Genomic DNA, 18,864 nt, shown 5'->3' with positions numbered 1-18,864 from the left:
GTGGAGCGCGCGGTTCTCCGTGTGCGGCTGCGTCCCTGGCTGCGCCGACTTCCCGGCGCGTTCGCCGTCGCGATCATCGCCGCCATGGCGGCGATCGCGATCCGCCGCTGGGAGGATGTCCGCGCTCAGGAGTGGCAGGTCGCGCCGGCGTTGCTCGCCCTCTCGGTGGCGATTGTCGTGGCCGTCGTGCTTCTCGGCACTCTTGCTTGGGCGGTCGTCGTCCGCCATCTTGGCGCGGCAAGGGCATCAGTGCGGGAGATCGCGAGTATCTACCTCTACAGCAACCTCGCGCGCTATCTGCCCGGCGCAGTCTGGAATCTCGCTGCGCGGGCGTATCTCGGTCATCGGCAGGGGCTCGGGCAGCGGCAGATTTGGATCGCGACCGCGATCGACCTCACCGTTGCAGTCGCGACGGGACTGCTCCTCTACAGCGTCACGGTCGCCGCGGGAGGAGCGGCGGTCGTTCCCCCGCTGCTCGCCGCCGGCGGCGCGCTGGCGCTCTTCGCGGCGGTCTCGCCGCCCAGCCTGCGGCGCCTCAGCCGGCTGCTCGGAAGGGGGGCGGGCCCGACTGAGGTGCTCCAGTGGCGGGTATATATCGCCTACCTCGGCGCCTCATGCGCTGCGTGGGGCGGGATGGGCGTGGCCTTCTTTTTCTTCGTCGCCGGGCTCTATCCGGTCACGGGCTCCTTTGCGCTTTCTGCGATTGGGCTCTGGTCGCTCTCGGCGGTTGCGGGGTTGGCCGCGGTCGGCGTTCCGCAAGGCGTGGGCGTGAAGGAGGGGGTGCTCGTTCTCGGGCTCAGTTCCGCCCTGCCGGCGCCGGCGGCGCTGGCAATTGCGCTCGCCTCGCGGCTCTGGCTCATGCTTTGCGACGTGATCGCAGCAGGCGTCTGGTGGGGCGCTGCCGCGCTCGCGGCCCGCAGCCGATGCCCGCGCCGCCGCTAGAGGAGAACATTGATAAAAATTATAAATCTGCTATCCTTTTGCGTGAACGCGACGGAGACGCCGGCAGTTCGCTGGCGGCTTCAGAACCGGAAAAGAAAGGCCGATGCTTGAATCAGCACGCTCCACTCTCTATACTGCCTGCCTGGAGCGTCAGTTTTGCATCCGAGTAGAGGCTCCGGCCCGGAAGGGAGGAAAGGGTGAATCGGAACGTTAGGCTGGCTATGGCAGCGGCGGTGCTGCTCCCCGCGCTCGTCGCTGTCCGGAACGCCGATGTCCGAGTTGCAGAGGCGCAAGGCTCGGGGCCGCCTCTGTGCAGCGGTATTCAGCTCCAGAACACCAATGCAAGCCAAAGCGCAAGCGTCCAAATGACTTTCTACCGCGTCGGCGGGAACGACGGCGTCCCGGACGCGACGCTCACAGATACGCTCGGTCCGAACGGGTCGAAGTCGTACTACCTGCCCAACGTTCTCCCCTCGGGCACGCCGGATGGCCAGTACTCAGTCGTGACGAATGCCGACCAAGCGCTGAATGCCCTCGTGCAGCAGGTCACCTGCGCCGGCTTCAGCCCGAATGTCGCTGCCGCGTTCAGCGGCGTCGGCAGCGCTGATACGGGCACGCAGGTCGTCTTGCCATTCGTTCTCTCCCGCGCCTTCCCGACCTCGGGCAACTTCTCCTCGTTCATCGCGATCCAGAATGCGGGCACAGCGACGGCGACAAACGTCCAGATCCAGTTCTTCCCCGCCGGCTCGGGAACGTCGATCGAGACGTTCACCAACAATAACCTTGCGGTCGGAGAGACGTGGTATCTGAACCTCCGCAGCGGGCCCTTCGCCAATGCCAACCTGAATGGGTTCAATGGCTCGGCGCGGATCATCTCTGACCAGCCTGTCGCCGCTGTCGTGAACTATTCCCCCGGCGACAACCGCGCGCTCTTGAGCTACAACGGTGTCCGCTCGACGGGAACGACCCTCTATGCGCCGCAAGCGACGAAGGCGTATTTCGGCTTCACGAGCGGCTTTACGGTCGTCAACCAATCGGCCGTCGCCACCACGATCCGCTACCGCTTCATCGGTGCCGCAGGCGGAACGCCGGTCGATGTGTCTGTCGACCGGCCGCTCCCCGCGAACGCAACGGATGTCTTGTATCTCGGCAATGTGCCCGCCGTGCCGAATAACTTCAACGGGACGGCAATCATCTCGATTGCGCCGGGCTCGCCGACGGCGCAGCTGATTGGGATCGCCAACCTCGCGATTGCTGACCCGTCTATCGGGACGGCTGCTGGCGCGATGAACATGATCCCGTCCGGGCAAGGCGCAACCCGCCTCTACTTCCCGCAGATGTCGAAGGCGTTCTTCGGCTACACGAGCGGGTGGCAGATAGTGGACATGACCGGCAGCGGCGCGAGCGGCATCGCGCGCTACTTCCGCGTCAACCCTGACGGTTCTGTCACCCTAGTCGTCTCGGACCCGTTCACGGTTCCGCCGAACGGCTCGTACACGCGCTACCTTGGGAATGTCCCCGGGCTGCCGGATGGCTTCAATGGCGGTCTCGTCGTCGAGGTGACGAGCGGCCAAGTGGGTGGCCAAGGCAACTTCAACGGCACCGGCGTGGGCGACCTGCTGACGGTCTACAACGGCTTCCCCGGGTAAGAGGAGCCGTCCCCTCACTTTTTGCCCGCGAGACGGAGCGGTCAAGAGCCGCTCCGTTCTTTGTTGTGCTGGAGCCTACTCGAAAGAGGAGGCTGCCAGAGACGCCGACACGCGACGGCCTCGGCGGCAGAGCGCGCGGCACTGCCCCGACGTGGGCGATGCGGCGCTGAGAATGGCGCGTCGCGGCGCGGGCGGGTCTCCAGTTGAGCACCAGCGTGACGCGAACGGAGAAGAGTGCTGCCGCGGGGGAGCGGCGCGCGGGCGAGACAGCGAGCGTGTACTCCTCCGCGCGGGGCGTTCTCTTAGTGCCGTGCGCCTGCGAGCGCCGACGACCCGGTGAGGTCAAGAGGAGGCGCGAAACGGCATGCGCTGACGGCTACCAGCCCGCTTGCGATGAGGATGGCGCCTCCCGCCCGAGAGGGGGAAGGCGCCGACCCCGTTTCACCACGCCAGCGCGGATCACCCTTCACCTGGCGAGGGGCGGCCGCTCACCCGCCGGTCGCCACGACCCGGGCGAGCGAGATCGCCCACCACGGCCGCCACCGGCCGTCGTCATCGTAGCGAAGCGACACCGTGACCGGCCCGGCGGGGTCGGGGAAGCGCGCCTCATACCAGCGGTAGCGGTAGTCTTGGTCTATCGTCAGCAGCGCCGATCCGACGAGGGCGTCATCTTCTTGGCGGCGCACTTCGACCGTCAACGCCGGAGCGTGTCCTTCTGCGGGGATGCCGTACGCGAGAACGCGGATCGCAAACGGCCCAGTCGGGGCGAGCGGCTGATAGCGAGCTTCCCCTGCTGCTCGAAAGGCGCGCGACCGGAAGCGCCGGGCGAAATCGGCTCCGAATGGCGCGGCATTGGCATCGTTGACGGCGAAGGGGCACAGGAGAGCGGTCTGACCCGGCCGCAATGGAAGCGGGGGGGGCGCAGCGAGGAGCGGGCGCGAGACGATTGCGGGAGGGCCGAGCGGCGGCGCAAACCGCGCGAGCGGCTCTCCCACCGCCTCGCTCGCAATGAGGTAGGCGACACCAGGGCCCGGCGACAGTGCCCAGCAAGGGTCGTTCTGCGGATCAGCGACGACGACATCCACGTGCACCGGGGTGCCGATGTCGATCGTCGCCGGCGTTCCGGGCAGCGGCTCCGCGATCAGGGCGACAGTGCGTTCGCTGCTCTGCCCACCAATCCACTGCAGCGCATCGGCAACAGCGGCGACGGCGGGCGCCAGCCGCGCGGCGCGGGCGACGAGGCTGTCCGCCTCGGCGAAGCCCGCCCACGTGTTGCGCTCGGCGACCCCAATCGCGATACCAAAGAGGACAGTCCAGAGGGTGAGGGCGCCCGCCGCTGCCGCTGTCGCGGCGCGCCAGCGCGAGACTGAGGCGACGATTTGGAGCGGCACCGCCGCTGCGAGCAGGGCGAGGGGGAGGAAGTCAAGGTAGTAGCGCCAATAGAGCGCCCGATAGAGCAGGATCGGCGCCGCAGCAGCGATGGCCGCGACGGCTAGGCCAGCGGCGAGGAGAAGCCGTCGGTCCCGCCGCGCGGCGGCGACTGCGGCAGCGGCCAGCCCGAGCCCGAGGATCGGCGCGCACCAGATGAGCCCCGTCATTCCCCACGGCTCGATGTACCAGCTTTGCAGCAGGATCCATTCGTCTGCCGTGATGCGGCCGGGGAAGAGAAAGGGGGGTGCCCAGCTGAGCAGAGGCGGCCTCCAGCCATACCACGGCACGGTTACCGCAAGATTGCTGAGCGCAAACAGGTCGGGCATTAAGGCGCGATGCGGCAGGGTGGTGAGCGCATACTGGAGCCCTGTCTCAAACGGTGAGCCGAAGCGCGCCGCGTTGTACCAGCCGAGGAGCAGCAGCGCGGCAGCAAGCGGCAGAAGAACAGTTCCGGCTGCGCGCCACCGCTGGGGCTGGAGGGCGGCGAGAAGCAGCGCAACTACGATCAGCGCAGGAACGAGCGACAGCCGCGTCGCGGCCGCCAACCCGAGACTGAGACCGGCCGCGAGGAGCAGCCAGCGCGCGCGCAGAGAAGCAGCAAGCAGGCCGAGCACCAGCCCGAGCAGCAGCAGCGCTTGCCCGCCGGCAATTGCCGTCTCATAGACCCGCAGCCGGGCAAGCGCGAACAGCACCGGCGCTGACAGCCCGAAGGAGAGGAGCAGCAGTCGATCGAGCGCCCACGATCCCGTCGCCACGACGCGCTGCCGGAGAAGCGCCGCGGCGGCAGCGAAGAGCGCTACCATCGCCAAGTCGAATGCTAGTCCCAGCACGCCGTCGGCAACCGTGAGGCCGACCATCATCCCCAAGGCGAGCAGAATGGCGGGAAACGGCCCGAAGTAGAGATAGAAGCGGTCGCCGAAGAGCGAGAGGTCCTGCGTTGTCATCACGCGGAGCCATGCCCGGCCATCGTAGGGGTCGGGCAGCGCGAGGAGTTCGGGAGGGGGGCGATCGAGGAGCGCGAGCTGGCCGGCAAGGAAGGCCGCCGCCTGCTTGCCGTAGTGGCTGCCGCTCGGGTTGCTCTCAAAGCTCCAACGCCCTCCCGATACAATCCAGAGATGCACGATTGCGATCGCGACAAGCGTTGCGGCAAGCGTCAGCCGTCGGAGCCACCGCCGCTGCGGAGGAGCGACAGCCGTCGAGGGGAGGGGGGGAGCGGCTGCCGAGGGAGGGGGAGCGGGCAGCGAGTGTCGGGGGCGCGGGACCATGAGTGCGCTGCGGCCGAGACGGGGAAAGCGCCAGCTCGTCATGGCCGGCCGAGTATAGTGGCCGCGCCGCTCCCTATCCATTGAGGGGGGCCAGCTCACGCGGGCGCCGTCCGATATCATTGCGCAGGATGTTCCGTGCGAGGATGAGGATGAAACGACCGCGCACTCTGCTTCTCGGCGCTGTGCTGGCGCTCCTGCTCTCGGCATGCGCATCGGCACCGGGGCCGAACACTGCTCCCACCCCGGCGGCGCTCTTCGTTGAGCCGACGCCGCAGGTGACGGTAGCGCCGCCTTCGGGGCTTCGCGGACGGATCGTCTACCATGCTCGCGTCGGCACGGACAACCAGATCTTCCTCCTCGACCTCGCTACGAGCCGGACGATCCAGCTGACCACCACCGGGAACAATCTCGAGCCCGCTTGGTCGCCCGATGGACGGCAGATTGTCTATGCCTGCAGCGACGGCGAGTTCCTTCAGCTGTGCACGATGAATGCCGATGGGTCGAACCGTACCCAGCTGACCAATCGGCGCTCGAATAATTTTGGGCCGGATTGGTCGCCCGACGGCAAGCGCATCGTCTTTGTCTCGAACGAGCACCGGCCCTACGCGATGTATATCCTCGAGCTCGAGACAGGAGAGGTGCGCCGAGTGCTCCCCGCACAAGGCAATGAGTCTGCGCCGAAATGGTCGCCGGACGGCAGCCGGATCCTCTATGCCGCCAACCGGCGGATGGCCTTCGGCCAGTCGTTCATCTACACCGTCAGGCCTGATGGAACAGATGAGCGCCAGCTCACAACGTTCGGGCGCGACGATCGTCCCGCTTGGTCGCCTGATGGGAAGCGGATTGTCTTCCGGCGCGAGGTCGTCCAGTCCTCGCTCTTCAGCGGGATTGAACTGATCGTGCAGGATGTGGACGGCCGTGAGGTCGTCCAGCTGACGTCGAACCGCGCCACCGACGACTGGCCCGAGTTCTCGCCGGACGGCAACTGGATCGTCTACGCCACCGAAGTGGGCAACGAGAGCGAACTGATGATCATCCCCGCTAAGGGAGGCAACCCGGCTCCGATCCTCCCGACTGGCGTGCGCGGCCGCGCGCCGCGCTGGCGCCCCTAGCGCCCGTAGACTACGCTGATCCCCCATCCGTTGACGGCGATGCCCGTCCCAATCAGCAGCGCTGTCAGCGGGCCGATGCGTCGGCCGACGGCAAGAGCGAGGAGCACGAGCGCGGGCACCATGAAGTCGAGACTGAATCGGTAGCCAAACTGCTTATATCCTGTGTTGTAGTAGGTGAGGAGCGGCAGGAGGAGCAGCAGGATCGCGAGCCACGCGCTGAGGACGAGCGGTGCCGGCCGCCGGGCACGCGGCAGAAGTGCGAGCGCCGGCGTCGTCAAGAGGAGGCTCATGCCGTTCCAGTCGGGCAGCAGGCGCCCCTCTTCCCATTTTGGGAGCAGCAGCAGCATGGCCGTCAGGTTCTCCGGAACGTAGCGCAGGTTGAACCATCCGTATGACGCCAGCTTGGCAGCGTGGATGTCGTAGAGCAGCTGGCGGGTATATCCGAAGTCGAATGGCGAGCCGAAGCGGGCGACGTTGTACGCCAGCAAGGCGGCGGCTGCGATCGCGAGCGGTATCACCGCTGCGCCGGTCCAGCGGAGAAGGAAGGCCAAGCCGGCGCGGCTGCGCAGGGCAACGCCTCGATCGGCCTCCCGCTGAGCAGCGAACCCCACAAGCAGCGGGAGCCCAAGCCCGAGGTGAGGACGAGCGAGCATTGCCAGCGCGAGCGCTCCTCCGGCAAGCCACGGCGGGCTCCCGCGCGCGCTGAGCAGTGCCGCGAGCGCCGCGAAGAAGACGCCCGTCTCTTGGCTCACATGCCAGACCGCCCCCGAAAGGGCGACAACCCACTGAACGCTGCCGACCGCAAACACCAGCGTCAGGACCGCATTGTCGAGTCGGTCGAGCGCGCTCCATCCCTGCCGGGCCATCACTTCGAGGAGGAGGAAGAGGAACATCGCCGCCCCGGAGGCGAGCAAGGTCGAGAACAGCACGGTGTCGACCCCGTCTCGGCCCGCGGCGGATACCCACGGGATGAGAAGAAGGGCAGGGAGGGGCGAGAACGGAACGTACCAGCGTCCATCGTGGAGCGTCAGGTCCATCCTCCATGGCGGCGGCTCGATCCAGAGCCGGCCAGCGAGGAAGGCCTCGGCCAGTTGGGGGAAGTAAGCGTACGGGTGGCCTCCCGTTCTCTCGAGCAGCTGCGCCGTCCCCCAGTAGACCGCCCAGACGGTGAGAAAGAGGAGTGCGGCGCTCAGCGCGAGCGGCCACCGCCTCGCGCTCAGCCGCGCAGTGAAGGGGCGTGACACGTCCATGGCGCGGAGTATAGACGGATGAGCCCGCCGTGTCCGAAGCGGAACAGCCAGCGCTCGGAGGACGGGTTCGTGCCGGCAGCAGGCGCGTGCGTCCGCTGGGCTCCGTATACTCTCGCCGTCGTGGCCAGCACGGGTGTCGAGGGCGTGAACTGCGCCGCACGGAAGCGAGAACAGCGGGCGGACCCAGCTGCCGCTGCGATCCTCTGCCTGCTGCTTCTTGGTCGGACGGCGGCGGCGGCGCTGCTCTATCGTTCCGGCTATGAGTCGATCAGCGGCGACGGCTATCTGCGAACGCTGCTCGCCGCGGATTGGGCGGCGCAGCCGTATATCGCTGCGAGCGGCGTCTGGCTTCCCGGCCACATGATCGCGCTCGGGTCGGTGCTGCTGCTGGTCAACGACCTGATCCTCATTCCCCGCCTCTTCTCAGTGGCGCTCGGACTGGTTGCGATTGTGCTGGTCGCAGCGATCGGCGCCGCCCTCTTCCGCGACTGGCGGGCAGGAGTGCTTGCGGCGCTTGCGCTCGCGGCCAGCCCGGCGCATCTGTGGGTGAGCGCAACTCCCCTCAGCGAGAACCTCACGCTTGCTCTTCTCCTCGCCGGGCTGCTGGCGGTGGTTCGCTTCGACCGGGGCGGCGCTCGCGGCTGGGTGGCGGTCGCCGGCGGGGCGTTTGCGCTCGCGAATGCGGTGCGCTACGAAGCGTGGCTGGTCTCCGCGGTGTTCGGCGCTCTCGTGCTCTGGTGGGTCGCCGGTGGGCGTCTTCCTCCTGTTGCCGCGCTCGCTCCCGGGGCTGCGGGGCTCGTTCCGCTCGCCGTTATCCTCGCGAACGGCGTGACGTTCGGTGACCCCTTCTTCTGGCCGAACGCCTTTCGGGCGTACAATTTGCGAACCTATGGACCTGGCCCAGATATCGTCGGGGTGGCAGAAGCGCTGTGGACTGCGGAGGGGCCGCTCCTGATCGTCATTCTTGCTGCAGCCCTTTGGGCGGCGCGCCACACCCCTCCCGTCCGCCACTATCTGCTGCTTGCCGGCTTTCCGAGCCTTACGCTCATCGTCGGCCTTGCGGCGAGCCGCGAGCCGTTCAATAACCATCTGCGCTATCTTGTGCCCGCTCTCGTCGTGTTCCTGCCGCTGGTCGGCGGCTGTGCGGCCGCGTTCTGGGAGAGGACGCGGCATCGCGTGGGGCTCGCCGTTGCTGCCCTCGTCGTGGGTGCGGGGCTGCTTGGAGGTCGGCTGGCAGCTGCCGGCGCGCCGCCCGCCGAGCCGAGCAATGCCGGCTTTGCGGTTGGCAGGCAGATCGCTGCCCTTCGCCAGAGCGGTCAGTTGCCGGCCGGCCCGCTCATCGTCGAGTCGTCCACCTTGGCGGTCTATGCGATGATGGTCGGCGCAAACGATATCGAGGGGATCCTGCTTGACCGCTCTCCCGACCCGACGCGCTCTTTGCCCCCGATCGTGGGGCTGGGTCATGCTGAGCTGGCCGCGTGCGTTGGGCAAGCGGGGGCGGTCGGCATCGTTGCCTCCTCGGTCGACCCTCGGCAGCTTCCGGGCGCGCACCCGGTTGCGGTTGTTAACGGGTACTGGATTGCGCGGGTCGAGCCTGCGCGCGGCCAGTGCCCGGGCGACCCAGCACGCTGGCCCGACTTTGCGCGGGAGGCAACGGGGCGGCTGTTCGCGGCGCTCGCCTACCGCAGGAATGAATGAGGTCGCAGATGACAGGACTTCTCGCTGGCAAAATCGCGCTCATCCTCGGGGTCGCTAACCGCTTCAGCATCGCGTGGCCGATCGCGCAGGCGTTTCATCGGGAGGGAGCGCGCATCATCATGTCGTATCAAGGGGAGCGTGTCGAGCGCGCTGTCCGCCAACTGGCCGACAGCCTCGATGGCGCGCTCGCCGTGCCGTGCGATGTCAATGACGACCAGCAGATCGACGCGCTTTTCGCAGCGATCGACCGGGAGGTAGGCGGACTGGACGCGGTCGTCCATTCAATCGCGTATGCGCCGACCGAGGCACTCGACGGCCCCTATCTCGCCACCAGTCGGGACGCGTTTCGGCTCGCGCTCGAAGTGAGCGTCTATTCCCTCACCGCGATCGCTCAGCGGGCGGCGCCGCGGCTTGAAGCGCGGGGCGGCGGAAGCCTCCTCACCCTCACCTATCTCGGGGGAGAGCGTGTCGTCCCCCACTACAACGTGATGGGGGTCGCCAAAGCCGCGCTCGACATGAGCGTGCGTTACCTCGCTGCCGACCTCGGCCCCAAAGGGATCCGGGTCAACGCGATCTCAGCGGGACCGATCAGCACCGCCTCGTCGCGCGCCATCAAAGGCTTTCTCCAGATGGCCCACCGCGTCGCCGAAGCGGCGCCGCTGCGGCGGACGACCAGCGCGGAGGAGGTGGCCGACACCGCGGTCTACCTTGCAAGTCATCTCGGCCGCGGCGTCACGGGCGAGGTGATCCATGTCGACTCGGGATATCACGTTCTCGGAGCAGTCTGAAATCAGCGGGACGGCTCTCCCCCCTGCGTCTACGCTGCCCAAGGGATTTGCGCGCACGGTCGGGGGCGCCCCCGGAGCGGCGGCCGCCGCTTCGGCGAGGGCAAGAACTGTCCTTCGCCTCGAGAACGATGCGCCGGCCGATCTCGGCCGCTTTCCAGCGGCGCTCTGGTGACGGGAGGATCGCTCGGACCGGTATGGGCGCGCCATCGAGCGGGACAAGCCCGCGCGCGGCGCCGTACCGCGATGAGGCGAACCAGTCGAAGGCCTTCGCTATGAGCCCGGCGCGGCGGGGCGTGCGCCGAACTAGCAGTTGCCGCGAAGCGGCAGGAGACCGGCCTCGCCCGGCGAGCAGGTCGGCTGCGCGGCAGCGCTCTCCCAGCTGCTGCCGGATCGCGGCGCGGCTGTTCGATACGGAAAAGACGCGTGTCGCGCCCCGCGCGGGCGTTCACGATACAATCCCCTTGCTGAGGAGGACGAATGCACTTCGGTTGGTATATCAACCCTGAGACGACCGGGCCGGAGCACGACGGCCGTCACATTGATGAGGTGCTCGCGCAGGCGGTGCGGGCGGAGCAACTTGGCTTCAAGGCGATCTGGATCACTGAGCACCATTTCACGCCGTACAACACCTACTCCGACTGCATGCTGTTGGCGGCGCATCTTGCGGCGTTGACCCCCTCGGTGTGGCTCGGCTTCTCGCTTGCCGTTTTGCCGCTGCACAATCCTATTCGCTTTGCGGAGCAGGCGAACCTGCTTGACCAGCTGACAAAAGGCAAGATCATCATCGGCGTCGGCTCGGGCTATGGTCCGACCGAGATGGCCGGCTTCGGGATCGACGCGAAAGAGCGTCACAAAGTCTTCGATGAAGTGATCGATGTCGTTTTCAAAGCGTGGGCCCATGAAGACGGCGTCTTTGAGTATGAGACCAGCCACTACCGCGGCCGGGTAGTTGGCCGCATCATTCCCCGTTCCCATCGTCGTCCTCATCCCTATATTGCCCGCGGAACGGTTCACCCAGAATTCGCCGAGGCGTGGGGAGAGCGGGGACAGCCTGTTCTGCTTGCGCCATTCGGCGCAGATCATCTTCGAACGATGATTGCGGCGCACCGGCGCGGGCTCGAGCGCGCTCCCGTGAGCGAGGAGCAGAAGCGCGATGCCCGGGAGTGGAGCCCGGTTGTCTACACCATCCATGTCGCCGAGACCGACGACGAGGCCTGGCGCGACTTCCGGCCTTACCTGAACCAGCACCTCGTCTCGTATCAAGAGGCGAACACCGGCGTCAAGATGACGTGGGAAGAGGTGATGGACAAGAAGGCCGACTTCGTCACCCGATTCGCGACCAATCAGACCATCGTCGGGTCGCCAGAGACAGTTGCGGCTCGGCTGCGGGAAGTCGGCGAGCTCGGCATCACTCATGTCATGTGCTGGATGAACACCGGCGGCACTCCCCACGAACTCGTGCTCCGCTCTCAGGAGCTGTTTGCCACCCGAGTGATGCCGCAGCTCGCGGATGTCGGGGCGAGCGTCTCCGTGTAGGGCGCCCGCAAGGCGAGAACAGGCGCCGATGAACTTTCAGCAGTTCGCGTCCCTCCTCCGGGAGATCGAGGCGACGTCGAGCCGCCGAGAGACCGTCTCCCTGCTCGCGCAGGCGTTCCGCGATCTGCCGCCCGACGAAGCGCCCAAAGCGGCGCTTCTTTTGACGGGCGCGGTCGCGCCGCCCTTCACCGGCATCGAGCTCGGAATGGCGGAAACCGAGGCGGCGAAAGCCCTCGCGGCGGCGGCCGGGCTGCCCGACGAGGAGATACGCGCTCGCCTTGCATCCATCGGCGACCTCGGCACCGTAGCGGCTTCCCTGCTTCCTCCCTCCCCGCCGCTGCTCCGCCTACGCGACGTGTATGACCAGCTGCTCGCGATCGCGCAGGATTCCGGAACCGGCTCGCAGCAGCGGAAGCGGAGCACGCTCGCCGCTCTCCTCCGTCGCGCCGGTCCGGACGAGGCGCGCGCGATCCTGCGCATTGTCACGGGCAAGCTTCGCCTCGGCGCCGGTGAGGCGACCATTCTCGATGCGATCGCCACCGCCTATCTCGGCGGGAGCGCGCTCACGCCGCTCATCGAGCGCGCGTATGCCCTTACCTCTGACCTTGCCGAGACGACAGCGCGCGCGCTCGCCGGCGAAGAGGCCCTGCGCTCTCTCCGTCTTGCGGTCGGAAAGCCAGTGCGGATGATGCTCGCCGACCGCCTGCCGAGTGCAGAAGCGATCATCCGGCAGTTGGGCCCACACGCTGCCGAGTACAAATATGACGGCGAGCGCGTTCAGGTGCACTTCGATGGCGCGGAGTACACTGCCTACTCCCGTCGCGTAGAGAACATCACTCATCAGATCCCTGACGTCCTCGACGCGCTTCGCCCTCTCGGGCAGACACCGTTCATCCTCGAAGCCGAGGCCGTGGTGGTCGACCCGGCGACGGGGGCGCTCCGTCCGTTTCAGCAGGTGCTCAATCGCCGCGTCAAGCGCCTGACAGAACACCTCATCGCCCAGTATCCCCTGAAGGCGTTCGTTTTCGATCTCCTTCATCTCGGCGGGGAGGACCTGATCGATCTTCCGTACCGCGAGCGCCGGGCGCGCCTGGAGTCCTTCATCCGACCGGGACCGCGGCTTGCGCTGTCGACGGCGGTGCGAATTGCCGATGCCTCCGCCCTCGACGCGCTCTTTCAGGAGGCGATCCGCGCGGGGACGGAAGGACTTGTCTGCAAGGCGCTGGACGGGCGCTATCTCCCCGGCGAGCGCGGACCGGCATGGATTAAGTACAAGGGGCCGGCAGGCGGCTCGCTGACCGACACCCTCGACCTCGTTGTCGTTGGGGCGTGGTGGGGGCGGGGCCGGCGCGCCGGAACGTACGGCAGTCTCCTTCTCGCTACCTACAACGCTGCCGCGGACCGCTTTGAGACAATCACCCGTCTCGGCGCGGGCTTGACCGACACCGACCTGCGGGAGCGGCTGCCTCGCCTGCTCGACCCGCTTCGGGAGCCGGCGCAGCCGGCCAATGTCGCGGCCACACTCCAGCCCGATGTCTGGATCCGGCCGGCGGTCGTAGTGGAGGTCGAGGCGCAGGAGTTTACCCGCTCGCCGATGCACACCGCCGCTGCCGAGGCACTCGGCGATGGGCGCGGCCTTGCCCTGCGTTTTCCCCGCTTCGTCCGCTACCGCGAAGACAAAGGGCCAACGGACGCGACGACGACCGAAGAGGCTCTGCGCTTGTTTCAGGCGTTGAGCGCAGTTCGGTAGCCCTCCGCGGCATCCGCTTGCTCTTTGCCCGCTGCCTCCGGCTACTCCGCGGAACGTCGGCAACCGAAGGGCGCGTGGCCGCTCGTTTGACGCTTCTCGCTGCGGCCGCGCTGATTTACAGTCTGGCAGCTCCCGCCTCCACCCTTGCCGGACGGCGAGGGGGAGGGGACACCTGGCCCGCGAGCCGCAGGGCAGGCGCCGTCCGGGACGTGCAATGGCGACGATCATTTGTCCGAGAAAACCTCGACCTCGCCGAGACGATCTGCCAGCAAACCGGCATGGCGCCGGAGCGGTACGCCGACACGGCCTCCGATGCCGTCGTGATCGCGGGACTAGCGGCAGAGGGGGCGGGCACTGCTGTTGAGCGCGCCGGCTCAGCGCCGCGATCCGCGAGGGTGCATCGTCCTGCTTCGGCGTTACGGGCCCAGGATCCTCGATGAGCAGGGCGACCGGATGGTGGGGCGGTATGAGTTCTGAGCCGCGGAAGCGCGCAGAGGCGACCTCGTTTGGACGATGGTCGCCCCTACGCCTTTGAGCCGGGCGCGCCCGGTGTCCTCGACCGCATCCGCCCCGCCGACGCCTGCGCCTGCCGGTCAACCCCCCCGTGCCGCCTAGTCCGGTGCGGTAGGGCTCCCTCCCGACTGCGAGATCCCGTTTTGCGCGGGCGCTCAGCGCGGCCGGAGCGTGAACAGGACGAAAATGATCCGCTGGTCGTGCTGCTGGATGTACAGCTCAGGCCGGATCTTGCGGTTGTGCGCCTCGGCAAAAGCAGCGAACTGCTGCCAGCGCGGGAAGACTGTGAAGCGCTCGTCGTGGAAGATGTAGAGCGTCCACGGGTCTTCTAGGTGGGGAAGCAGCCACTCTTCCCAGTTCGGAGGCGGGCTCGCGCCCGTGTAGCCGAACAGTTCCGGGGGGTTGACCTCCCCCTTGCTGAGATACTGCACCGACTTGGCGATGCCCCAATCCATCGCCACTGGCTTGTGTCCTTTCCATTCCAGGAGGTACTCGGTCAGGTCATAGATCGAATCCGAATGGGTAGCGACGCCCCCGGTGCGCGCAAGGATGGAGTGGTAGTCGCGGTCGGCGGCGAGATCGAAGGCGATCAGGACAGCGAGCGCGCCGGTCGTGAGGACGGCGGCGCCGACTGCGGCTGGCCGCCCCCATCGCGCTCCGGCGCGGACGGTCCAAACGGCAGCGAGAGCGAGAACCGCCTGGGGCAAGGGATAGAGGAGATAAAAATGGGTCGGGCCGAGACCTGAGACGGTCACCGTGCTCTGAACGAGGATGGCGCCGATCATAAGGAGCAAGAAGGCCGCCTGCCGCCAGCGCCGTCTTGCTGCGGGATCGACAAGCATCGCCCCGAGGAGCGCGCCGAGCGCTGCCACGAAGAGCGTCGGATAGGCGGGGTTGAGGAACTGCTGGCCGAAATACCAAAAATGCTCGCTTCGGAGGTAGACAAGGAAGGCATCGAGGCGGGTGAGAAGGTTTTGAAGAAAAGCGCGATTGTCGACGCCGTAGCTGGTGGTGACGGCGTTCTGCACGAGCACCTCGATAGTGCCCTGCGTCTGGATGTTGTAGAGGATGATGAAGCCGGCGCCGATGAGGAAGGCGGGAATGGCGAGCGTCGCCGCGGGAAGATCGCGCCAGCGGAGCAGCGGCTGGCGGCTGAGCAGAGGCGGACGGAGCACGAACGCGACAAGAGCGAGCGCCACCACGTACCACACGAACAGCAGCTTGATAGAGACCCCCAGCCCGAGAAGAAACGCCGCCGGGATAAGGCGCCAGCTGCCGCCGCCGCGCCACCAGCCAAGACCGAGCCACGTGGCTGCCACCGAGCAGACGGTCATCAACGACGAGACATGGACCCCTTGACGGGTCCAAAAGACGAATGAGGGATGGAGCGCCACCAGCCAGACGGCGATGACAGCAACGGTCCGCCCGAAAGCGGCGCGCAGCAACCCCCAAGAGAGCAGCAAGGTAACGGCGCCGCCGGCGATAGGAGCGGCACGCACCGCCTCCGGCGTTACGCCGAGCCAGAGGATCATCGGCACGATGGCGTATGTCGAAACGGCCCCCACATATTCCATCACCATGAGCGGCCAGACGCGTCCGAACAGTTCGATGCCCGCGCCGCGTGAGAGGTCGACGGGCTGCCCAAGCACGATCTGCATCGCGGGGACCGCGTCTGCCGCTTCGTCGTAGTACAGCCCCGGCAGGTGCAGCTGATGGGTTGCGAGAAGAAGAAAGGCGGTGAGAGCGCCGGCGACGAGCGCGATTTCGCCGAGAAGAAGCGCGCCTCGCCGAAGAGGAGAAGAGCGAGGATGCTCTTGCAGGTCAGAGGCGGAACGGCTGCTCCGAGGATCGGGGTCGGAAGGCGCGTCGGCGGGGAGGGCTGGGGGAGGGGTGACCGTCACTGCCGCGACCGCTGGAGAAATGAGCTGACAAGCCCCGCCAGACCGAGAAGGGCGAGCGCGATTTGAACGAAGAACGGCCACGTGCTGACGTGCGCTTGTCCGACTTCGATCGCGTCAAGCGCAACCTCTCCCGCTGACTCGCCCGTCCCGATCACCCGCAGCTGGAGCGTATGCGGTCCTGGGCCAAGTCCCGACGCGATCGGCACCGTCTCGTACTCTAGGGCCGAGGAACTGAAGTCCAGAACGGCACGTCGGCCCGGAGATGACCAGCCCGGCGGGTCGGCGCCGTTCAGCTTCACTTCGGCCAGTCCGCCCTGCGGGCTCCGGCGGACAATCAGGGACACCTCGCCGCCGTAGAACGAGAAGGTGAGAGAGCTCCCCGGGCGAGTTGAGACGATGTAGCCGCCCATGTCGGCGTCGAGGGCGCGCCGATACTGCCAGCTTCCGCGGACATCGACGCCGCTGCTGGTCTCTTGATGCCGGCCCGGAGGAGCGGTCAGCAGTCCGGCAGCGAGCTGCTTCAGTCCGTGATAGACCAACCGCGGTGTGAAGTCGACATCCACCACCCGGAAGTAGTAGTCCGCCCGCTCCGCTGGGGAGATGTCGCCGACTTGGCGAAAGTACCACAGATTGACGACGCCGGCCCAGTCCCAGCGGCGGGCGAGACGGATGGCTTCAACGATGTATTCCGCCTGCTTCTCCTCGGGGACCCGTCCCCAATGCAGACGCTCGCGGGGGAAGGTGTCGGGGGCAGCGTTCCACGCGACCTCGCTCAGCCAGACCGGCTTTTTGGCGTCGCCCCGCTCGACCATCTTCTCGCGCAGCAGGGTCACCCGTTGGAAGTTGAGCGCCTCGGGACGCGCCGGGTCGGTGGGCGGACGGTCGAAGCCGTAAGCGTTCGCGGAGAGGATATCGAACGCCGCCGCCGCGCCGGCGCGATACATCTCATCAAGGAAGTCGAGGTCGGGGATTGCGCGCTCGGAGCGTTCGGTCGTTTGGGCGAGGGGCGCGGTCAGGATTAGGGCATCGGGGTCGGCAGCGCGGATTGCGGCGGCGGCGGCCTTCAGCAGCTCGGTGTAGGCCGCCGCGTTAGGACGGAGCCCGCCCCACTCCGCGGCGAGATTCGGCTCGTTCCAGATTTGGTAATGCTGCACGCGCCCGCGATACCGTCTGGCGACCTCACCGACAAAGTTGGCGTAGTCGGCGATGGAGACAAGGGGCGTGCCGCGATCGCCGACTTGGCCGGGCGGCATCAGCGCCCACTCCGGCGGCTTATCAAGGCGGGCGATCAGCCGAAGGTTGTACCGCTCGAGCAGCGCGAGGATCTCGTCGTACTTCTCCCACGAACTTTTGCGGTACCGGTCGTCGTAGTAGCGTCCTTTGCGCGGTTCGATCTCCTGCCACGGGAACATCACCTTGGCCCAGCCCAGCCCCGCTTCCCGCGCCATCTTCACCGTCAGTTCGCGTTTCCACGCCTCGACCTCGCGCTCGAGGAAGAATGTCGCACCCAAAGGGTTGACATCGGTGCCCGGAATAGTCCGCAAGGGGGCAGAAGTGACAGGAGCAGCCGTCCACGGGCTTGGCGCCAGCATGATGCCGACGACGGCAGCAGCGGTCAGCCCAAGGCAGCTGAGACGGAAAAGCGCTCGGCGCGAAATGCGCACGCGTTGTTCCTACAGAGGCGTGAGGGTTGGCGGGTGCATTACCTGCAGCTTCGAGGCAGTATAGCAGCCGAGAGAACGGGGAACCATGTTCTCCAGAGCGCGCGGGGCGCTGACCGAAACGGCTGCCCGCAGCGAGAGGAGAGGGGCGGCGAGGCACGGAGGCGGAGCGGAGGGCATGAGGAGGATGACCGCTCCCCTGCGCAGACTGCATGAGGTATTCTCGCGGGCGTGCGAGTATTGCCGCACTGCGGGGAGGAGGAGACGCAATGCGCACACCGAATTGGGTCGGCCCAGCGGTCGAGATGCCCCAGAACGAGCGCGCTGTGCTCGATTTCATCCAAGAGATCAAGCGAACCGAAAGCAGTCACCGGGGAGCGCTGGTCTTGGAGGAGTATGCCGCGCGCGAAGCGCTCTGGGCAGCAGAGCGGGGCCGGAGGCCGGCGACGCTCGAGGAAGCAGGCGAGGTGATCGCGGGGTCAGTCGTCTGGAAGTTTGACCGCGCTCTCTGGAGATTTACCCAGGAATACATGTACAACCGCATCCGCGAGAACCTAGTCGAAAGGCAGGCGGAGCTTGCGGCGTTTCTCGACTCGCCCACGCCTGACGCGCCGGGCACGCTTCGCCTCGACCCCTCGCTCGAAATGCCGTGGTACTTCGCTGCCGATTTCCATGTCCAGCCGGGCGGGATGTGGAAGGACGCGTTGGTTCCCTTTGTCACTGTCATCAGCAACGACATCTTCTCGGGTGGACGCAACGTCAACTACGAGTTTCAGGCGAACGCTGCGCTCGCCATCCCCGAGGGCGAGTACGAGCGGATCCTCGATCTCGGCTGCGGCTTCAAGAGCACGTTCGCGCTGAAGGAGCGCTGGCCGGCGGCGGAGGTGCATGGGATCGACCTGTCGGCGCCGCTGCTGAAGTTTGCGCACAAGCTTGCCGCGAAGAAAGGGCTGGCGATCCATTTTTCCCAGCAGAACGCCGAGCAGACCACCTTCCCCGACGCCTTCTTCGATGTCGTCTACTCGACGATCCTGTTCCACGAACTCCCCGACGAGGCGGCGGTCAATGTCATTCGCGAAGCGTATCGGCTGCTCAAACCGGGCGGCTGGTTTGTGATGGATGACACCCCCACCTACGACCGCCTCGACCCATTCGCGGCGTATCTGAGCGATTGGAACACGGAGCACAACGTCGAGCCGTTCTGGCGGCAGGCGAGCCGGCGGGACTATCCGCGGCTGCTGCGGGAAGCTGGGTTCTCGTTTGTCTGGGACCCCCGAACGGGCAACGACGCCCCAGGGGCCCTCGGCCCGCGCATCAATAAGGCGCGCAAGTAGCCGCCTGCTCGCGCACCGCCGCGCGCTGCCACTG

General features: G+C 67.0%; 12 protein-coding genes. 8 read left to right on the top strand and 4 right to left on the bottom strand.

Annotated features, from left to right (window positions below):
• Positions 1–942 (top strand): hypothetical protein, encoded by a 942-nt coding sequence (locus NZ773_02085; GenBank protein ID MCS6800715.1) that lies wholly within the window; start codon positions 1–3, stop codon positions 940–942.
• Between the two features lie 197 nt (positions 943–1,139).
• Positions 1,140–2,591: a hypothetical protein gene (locus NZ773_02080; protein ID MCS6800714.1), complete on the top strand. Its 1,452-nt coding sequence runs from the start codon at positions 1,140–1,142 to the stop codon at positions 2,589–2,591.
• A 488-nt stretch (positions 2,592–3,079) separates the two neighbouring features.
• Here NZ773_02080 and NZ773_02075 read toward each other — a convergent pair whose 3' ends face one another.
• Positions 3,080–5,329: a hypothetical protein gene (locus NZ773_02075; protein ID MCS6800713.1), complete on the bottom strand. Its 2,250-nt coding sequence runs from the start codon at positions 5,327–5,329 to the stop codon at positions 3,080–3,082.
• A 107-nt stretch (positions 5,330–5,436) separates the two neighbouring features.
• Here NZ773_02075 and NZ773_02070 point away from each other — a divergent pair, with 107 nt between their 5' ends.
• Positions 5,437–6,399, top strand: coding sequence for a hypothetical protein (locus NZ773_02070; GenBank protein MCS6800712.1), 963 nt, complete (start codon positions 5,437–5,439; stop codon positions 6,397–6,399).
• On the opposite strand, the gene NZ773_02065 is transcribed toward NZ773_02070, so the two are convergent.
• On the bottom strand, positions 6,396–7,649 hold the full coding sequence (locus tag NZ773_02065; protein MCS6800711.1) for a hypothetical protein: 1,254 nt from the start codon (positions 7,647–7,649) through the stop codon (positions 6,396–6,398). The two genes, NZ773_02070 and NZ773_02065, sit on opposite strands and share 4 nt — an antisense overlap.
• A gap of 120 nt (positions 7,650–7,769) precedes the next feature.
• Here NZ773_02065 and NZ773_02060 point away from each other — a divergent pair, with 120 nt between their 5' ends.
• From NZ773_02060 to NZ773_02045, 4 genes are all read left to right on the top strand, one after another.
• Complete coding sequence (locus NZ773_02060) at positions 7,770–9,347, top strand: hypothetical protein (protein ID MCS6800710.1); 1,578 nt, start codon at positions 7,770–7,772, stop codon at positions 9,345–9,347.
• Between the two features lie 8 nt (positions 9,348–9,355).
• Positions 9,356–10,135, top strand: a complete 780-nt coding sequence (locus NZ773_02055) for an enoyl-ACP reductase (protein MCS6800709.1) — start codon at positions 9,356–9,358, stop codon at positions 10,133–10,135.
• A 477-nt stretch (positions 10,136–10,612) separates the two neighbouring features.
• Entirely contained in the window at positions 10,613–11,671 is a 1,059-nt protein-coding gene (locus tag NZ773_02050) for an LLM class flavin-dependent oxidoreductase (protein ID MCS6800708.1), read from the top strand.
• A 28-nt stretch (positions 11,672–11,699) separates the two neighbouring features.
• The gene (locus tag NZ773_02045; protein MCS6800707.1) at positions 11,700–13,421 is read left to right on the top strand and encodes an ATP-dependent DNA ligase; all 1,722 of its coding nucleotides are present in this window, start codon (positions 11,700–11,702) and stop codon (positions 13,419–13,421) included.
• 668 nt (positions 13,422–14,089) lie between these two features.
• Here the strand turns inward: NZ773_02045 and NZ773_02040 are convergent.
• Together NZ773_02040 and NZ773_02035 are read right to left on the bottom strand one after the other, a co-directional pair.
• Positions 14,090–15,835 carry a glycosyltransferase family 39 protein gene (locus tag NZ773_02040; protein MCS6800706.1) on the bottom strand — a complete coding sequence of 582 codons (1,746 nt, stop codon included), beginning with the start codon at positions 15,833–15,835 and terminating at the stop codon, positions 14,090–14,092.
• Positions 15,832–17,499, bottom strand: coding sequence for a hypothetical protein (locus NZ773_02035; protein MCS6800705.1), 1,668 nt, complete (start codon positions 17,497–17,499; stop codon positions 15,832–15,834). Before NZ773_02035 ends, NZ773_02040 begins: the two co-directional genes overlap by 4 nt.
• A 266-nt stretch (positions 17,500–17,765) precedes the next feature.
• Between NZ773_02035 and NZ773_02030 the strand changes: the two genes are divergently transcribed.
• Positions 17,766–18,830 carry a class I SAM-dependent methyltransferase gene (locus tag NZ773_02030; protein ID MCS6800704.1) on the top strand — a complete coding sequence of 355 codons (1,065 nt, stop codon included), beginning with the start codon at positions 17,766–17,768 and terminating at the stop codon, positions 18,828–18,830.
• Positions 18,831–18,864: the final 34 nt, after the last annotated feature.

It is taken from the genome of Dehalococcoidia bacterium, from assembly GCA_025054935.1.
In the GTDB taxonomy this organism is placed as follows: domain Bacteria; phylum Chloroflexota; class Dehalococcoidia; order SpSt-223; family SpSt-223; genus JANWZD01.
This window is presented reverse-complemented; position numbering and strand designations above follow the sequence as displayed.

What these genes read in the sequence shown, in the direction of transcription:
- NZ773_02075 (MCS6800713.1), bottom strand. Translation starts at nt 5,329, where the DNA reads ATGACGAGCTGGCGCTTTCCCCGTCTCGGCCGCAGCGCACTCATGGTC.
- NZ773_02070 (MCS6800712.1), top strand. Translation starts at nt 5,437, where the DNA reads ATGAAACGACCGCGCACTCTGCTTCTCGGCGCTGTGCTGGCGCTCCTG.
- NZ773_02065 (MCS6800711.1), bottom strand. Translation starts at nt 7,649, where the DNA reads ATGGACGTGTCACGCCCCTTCACTGCGCGGCTGAGCGCGAGGCGGTGG.
- NZ773_02055 (MCS6800709.1), top strand. Translation starts at nt 9,356, where the DNA reads ATGACAGGACTTCTCGCTGGCAAAATCGCGCTCATCCTCGGGGTCGCT.
- NZ773_02050 (MCS6800708.1), top strand. Translation starts at nt 10,613, where the DNA reads ATGCACTTCGGTTGGTATATCAACCCTGAGACGACCGGGCCGGAGCAC.
- NZ773_02045 (MCS6800707.1), top strand. Translation starts at nt 11,700, where the DNA reads ATGAACTTTCAGCAGTTCGCGTCCCTCCTCCGGGAGATCGAGGCGACG.
- NZ773_02030 (MCS6800704.1), top strand. Translation starts at nt 17,766, where the DNA reads ATGCGCACACCGAATTGGGTCGGCCCAGCGGTCGAGATGCCCCAGAAC.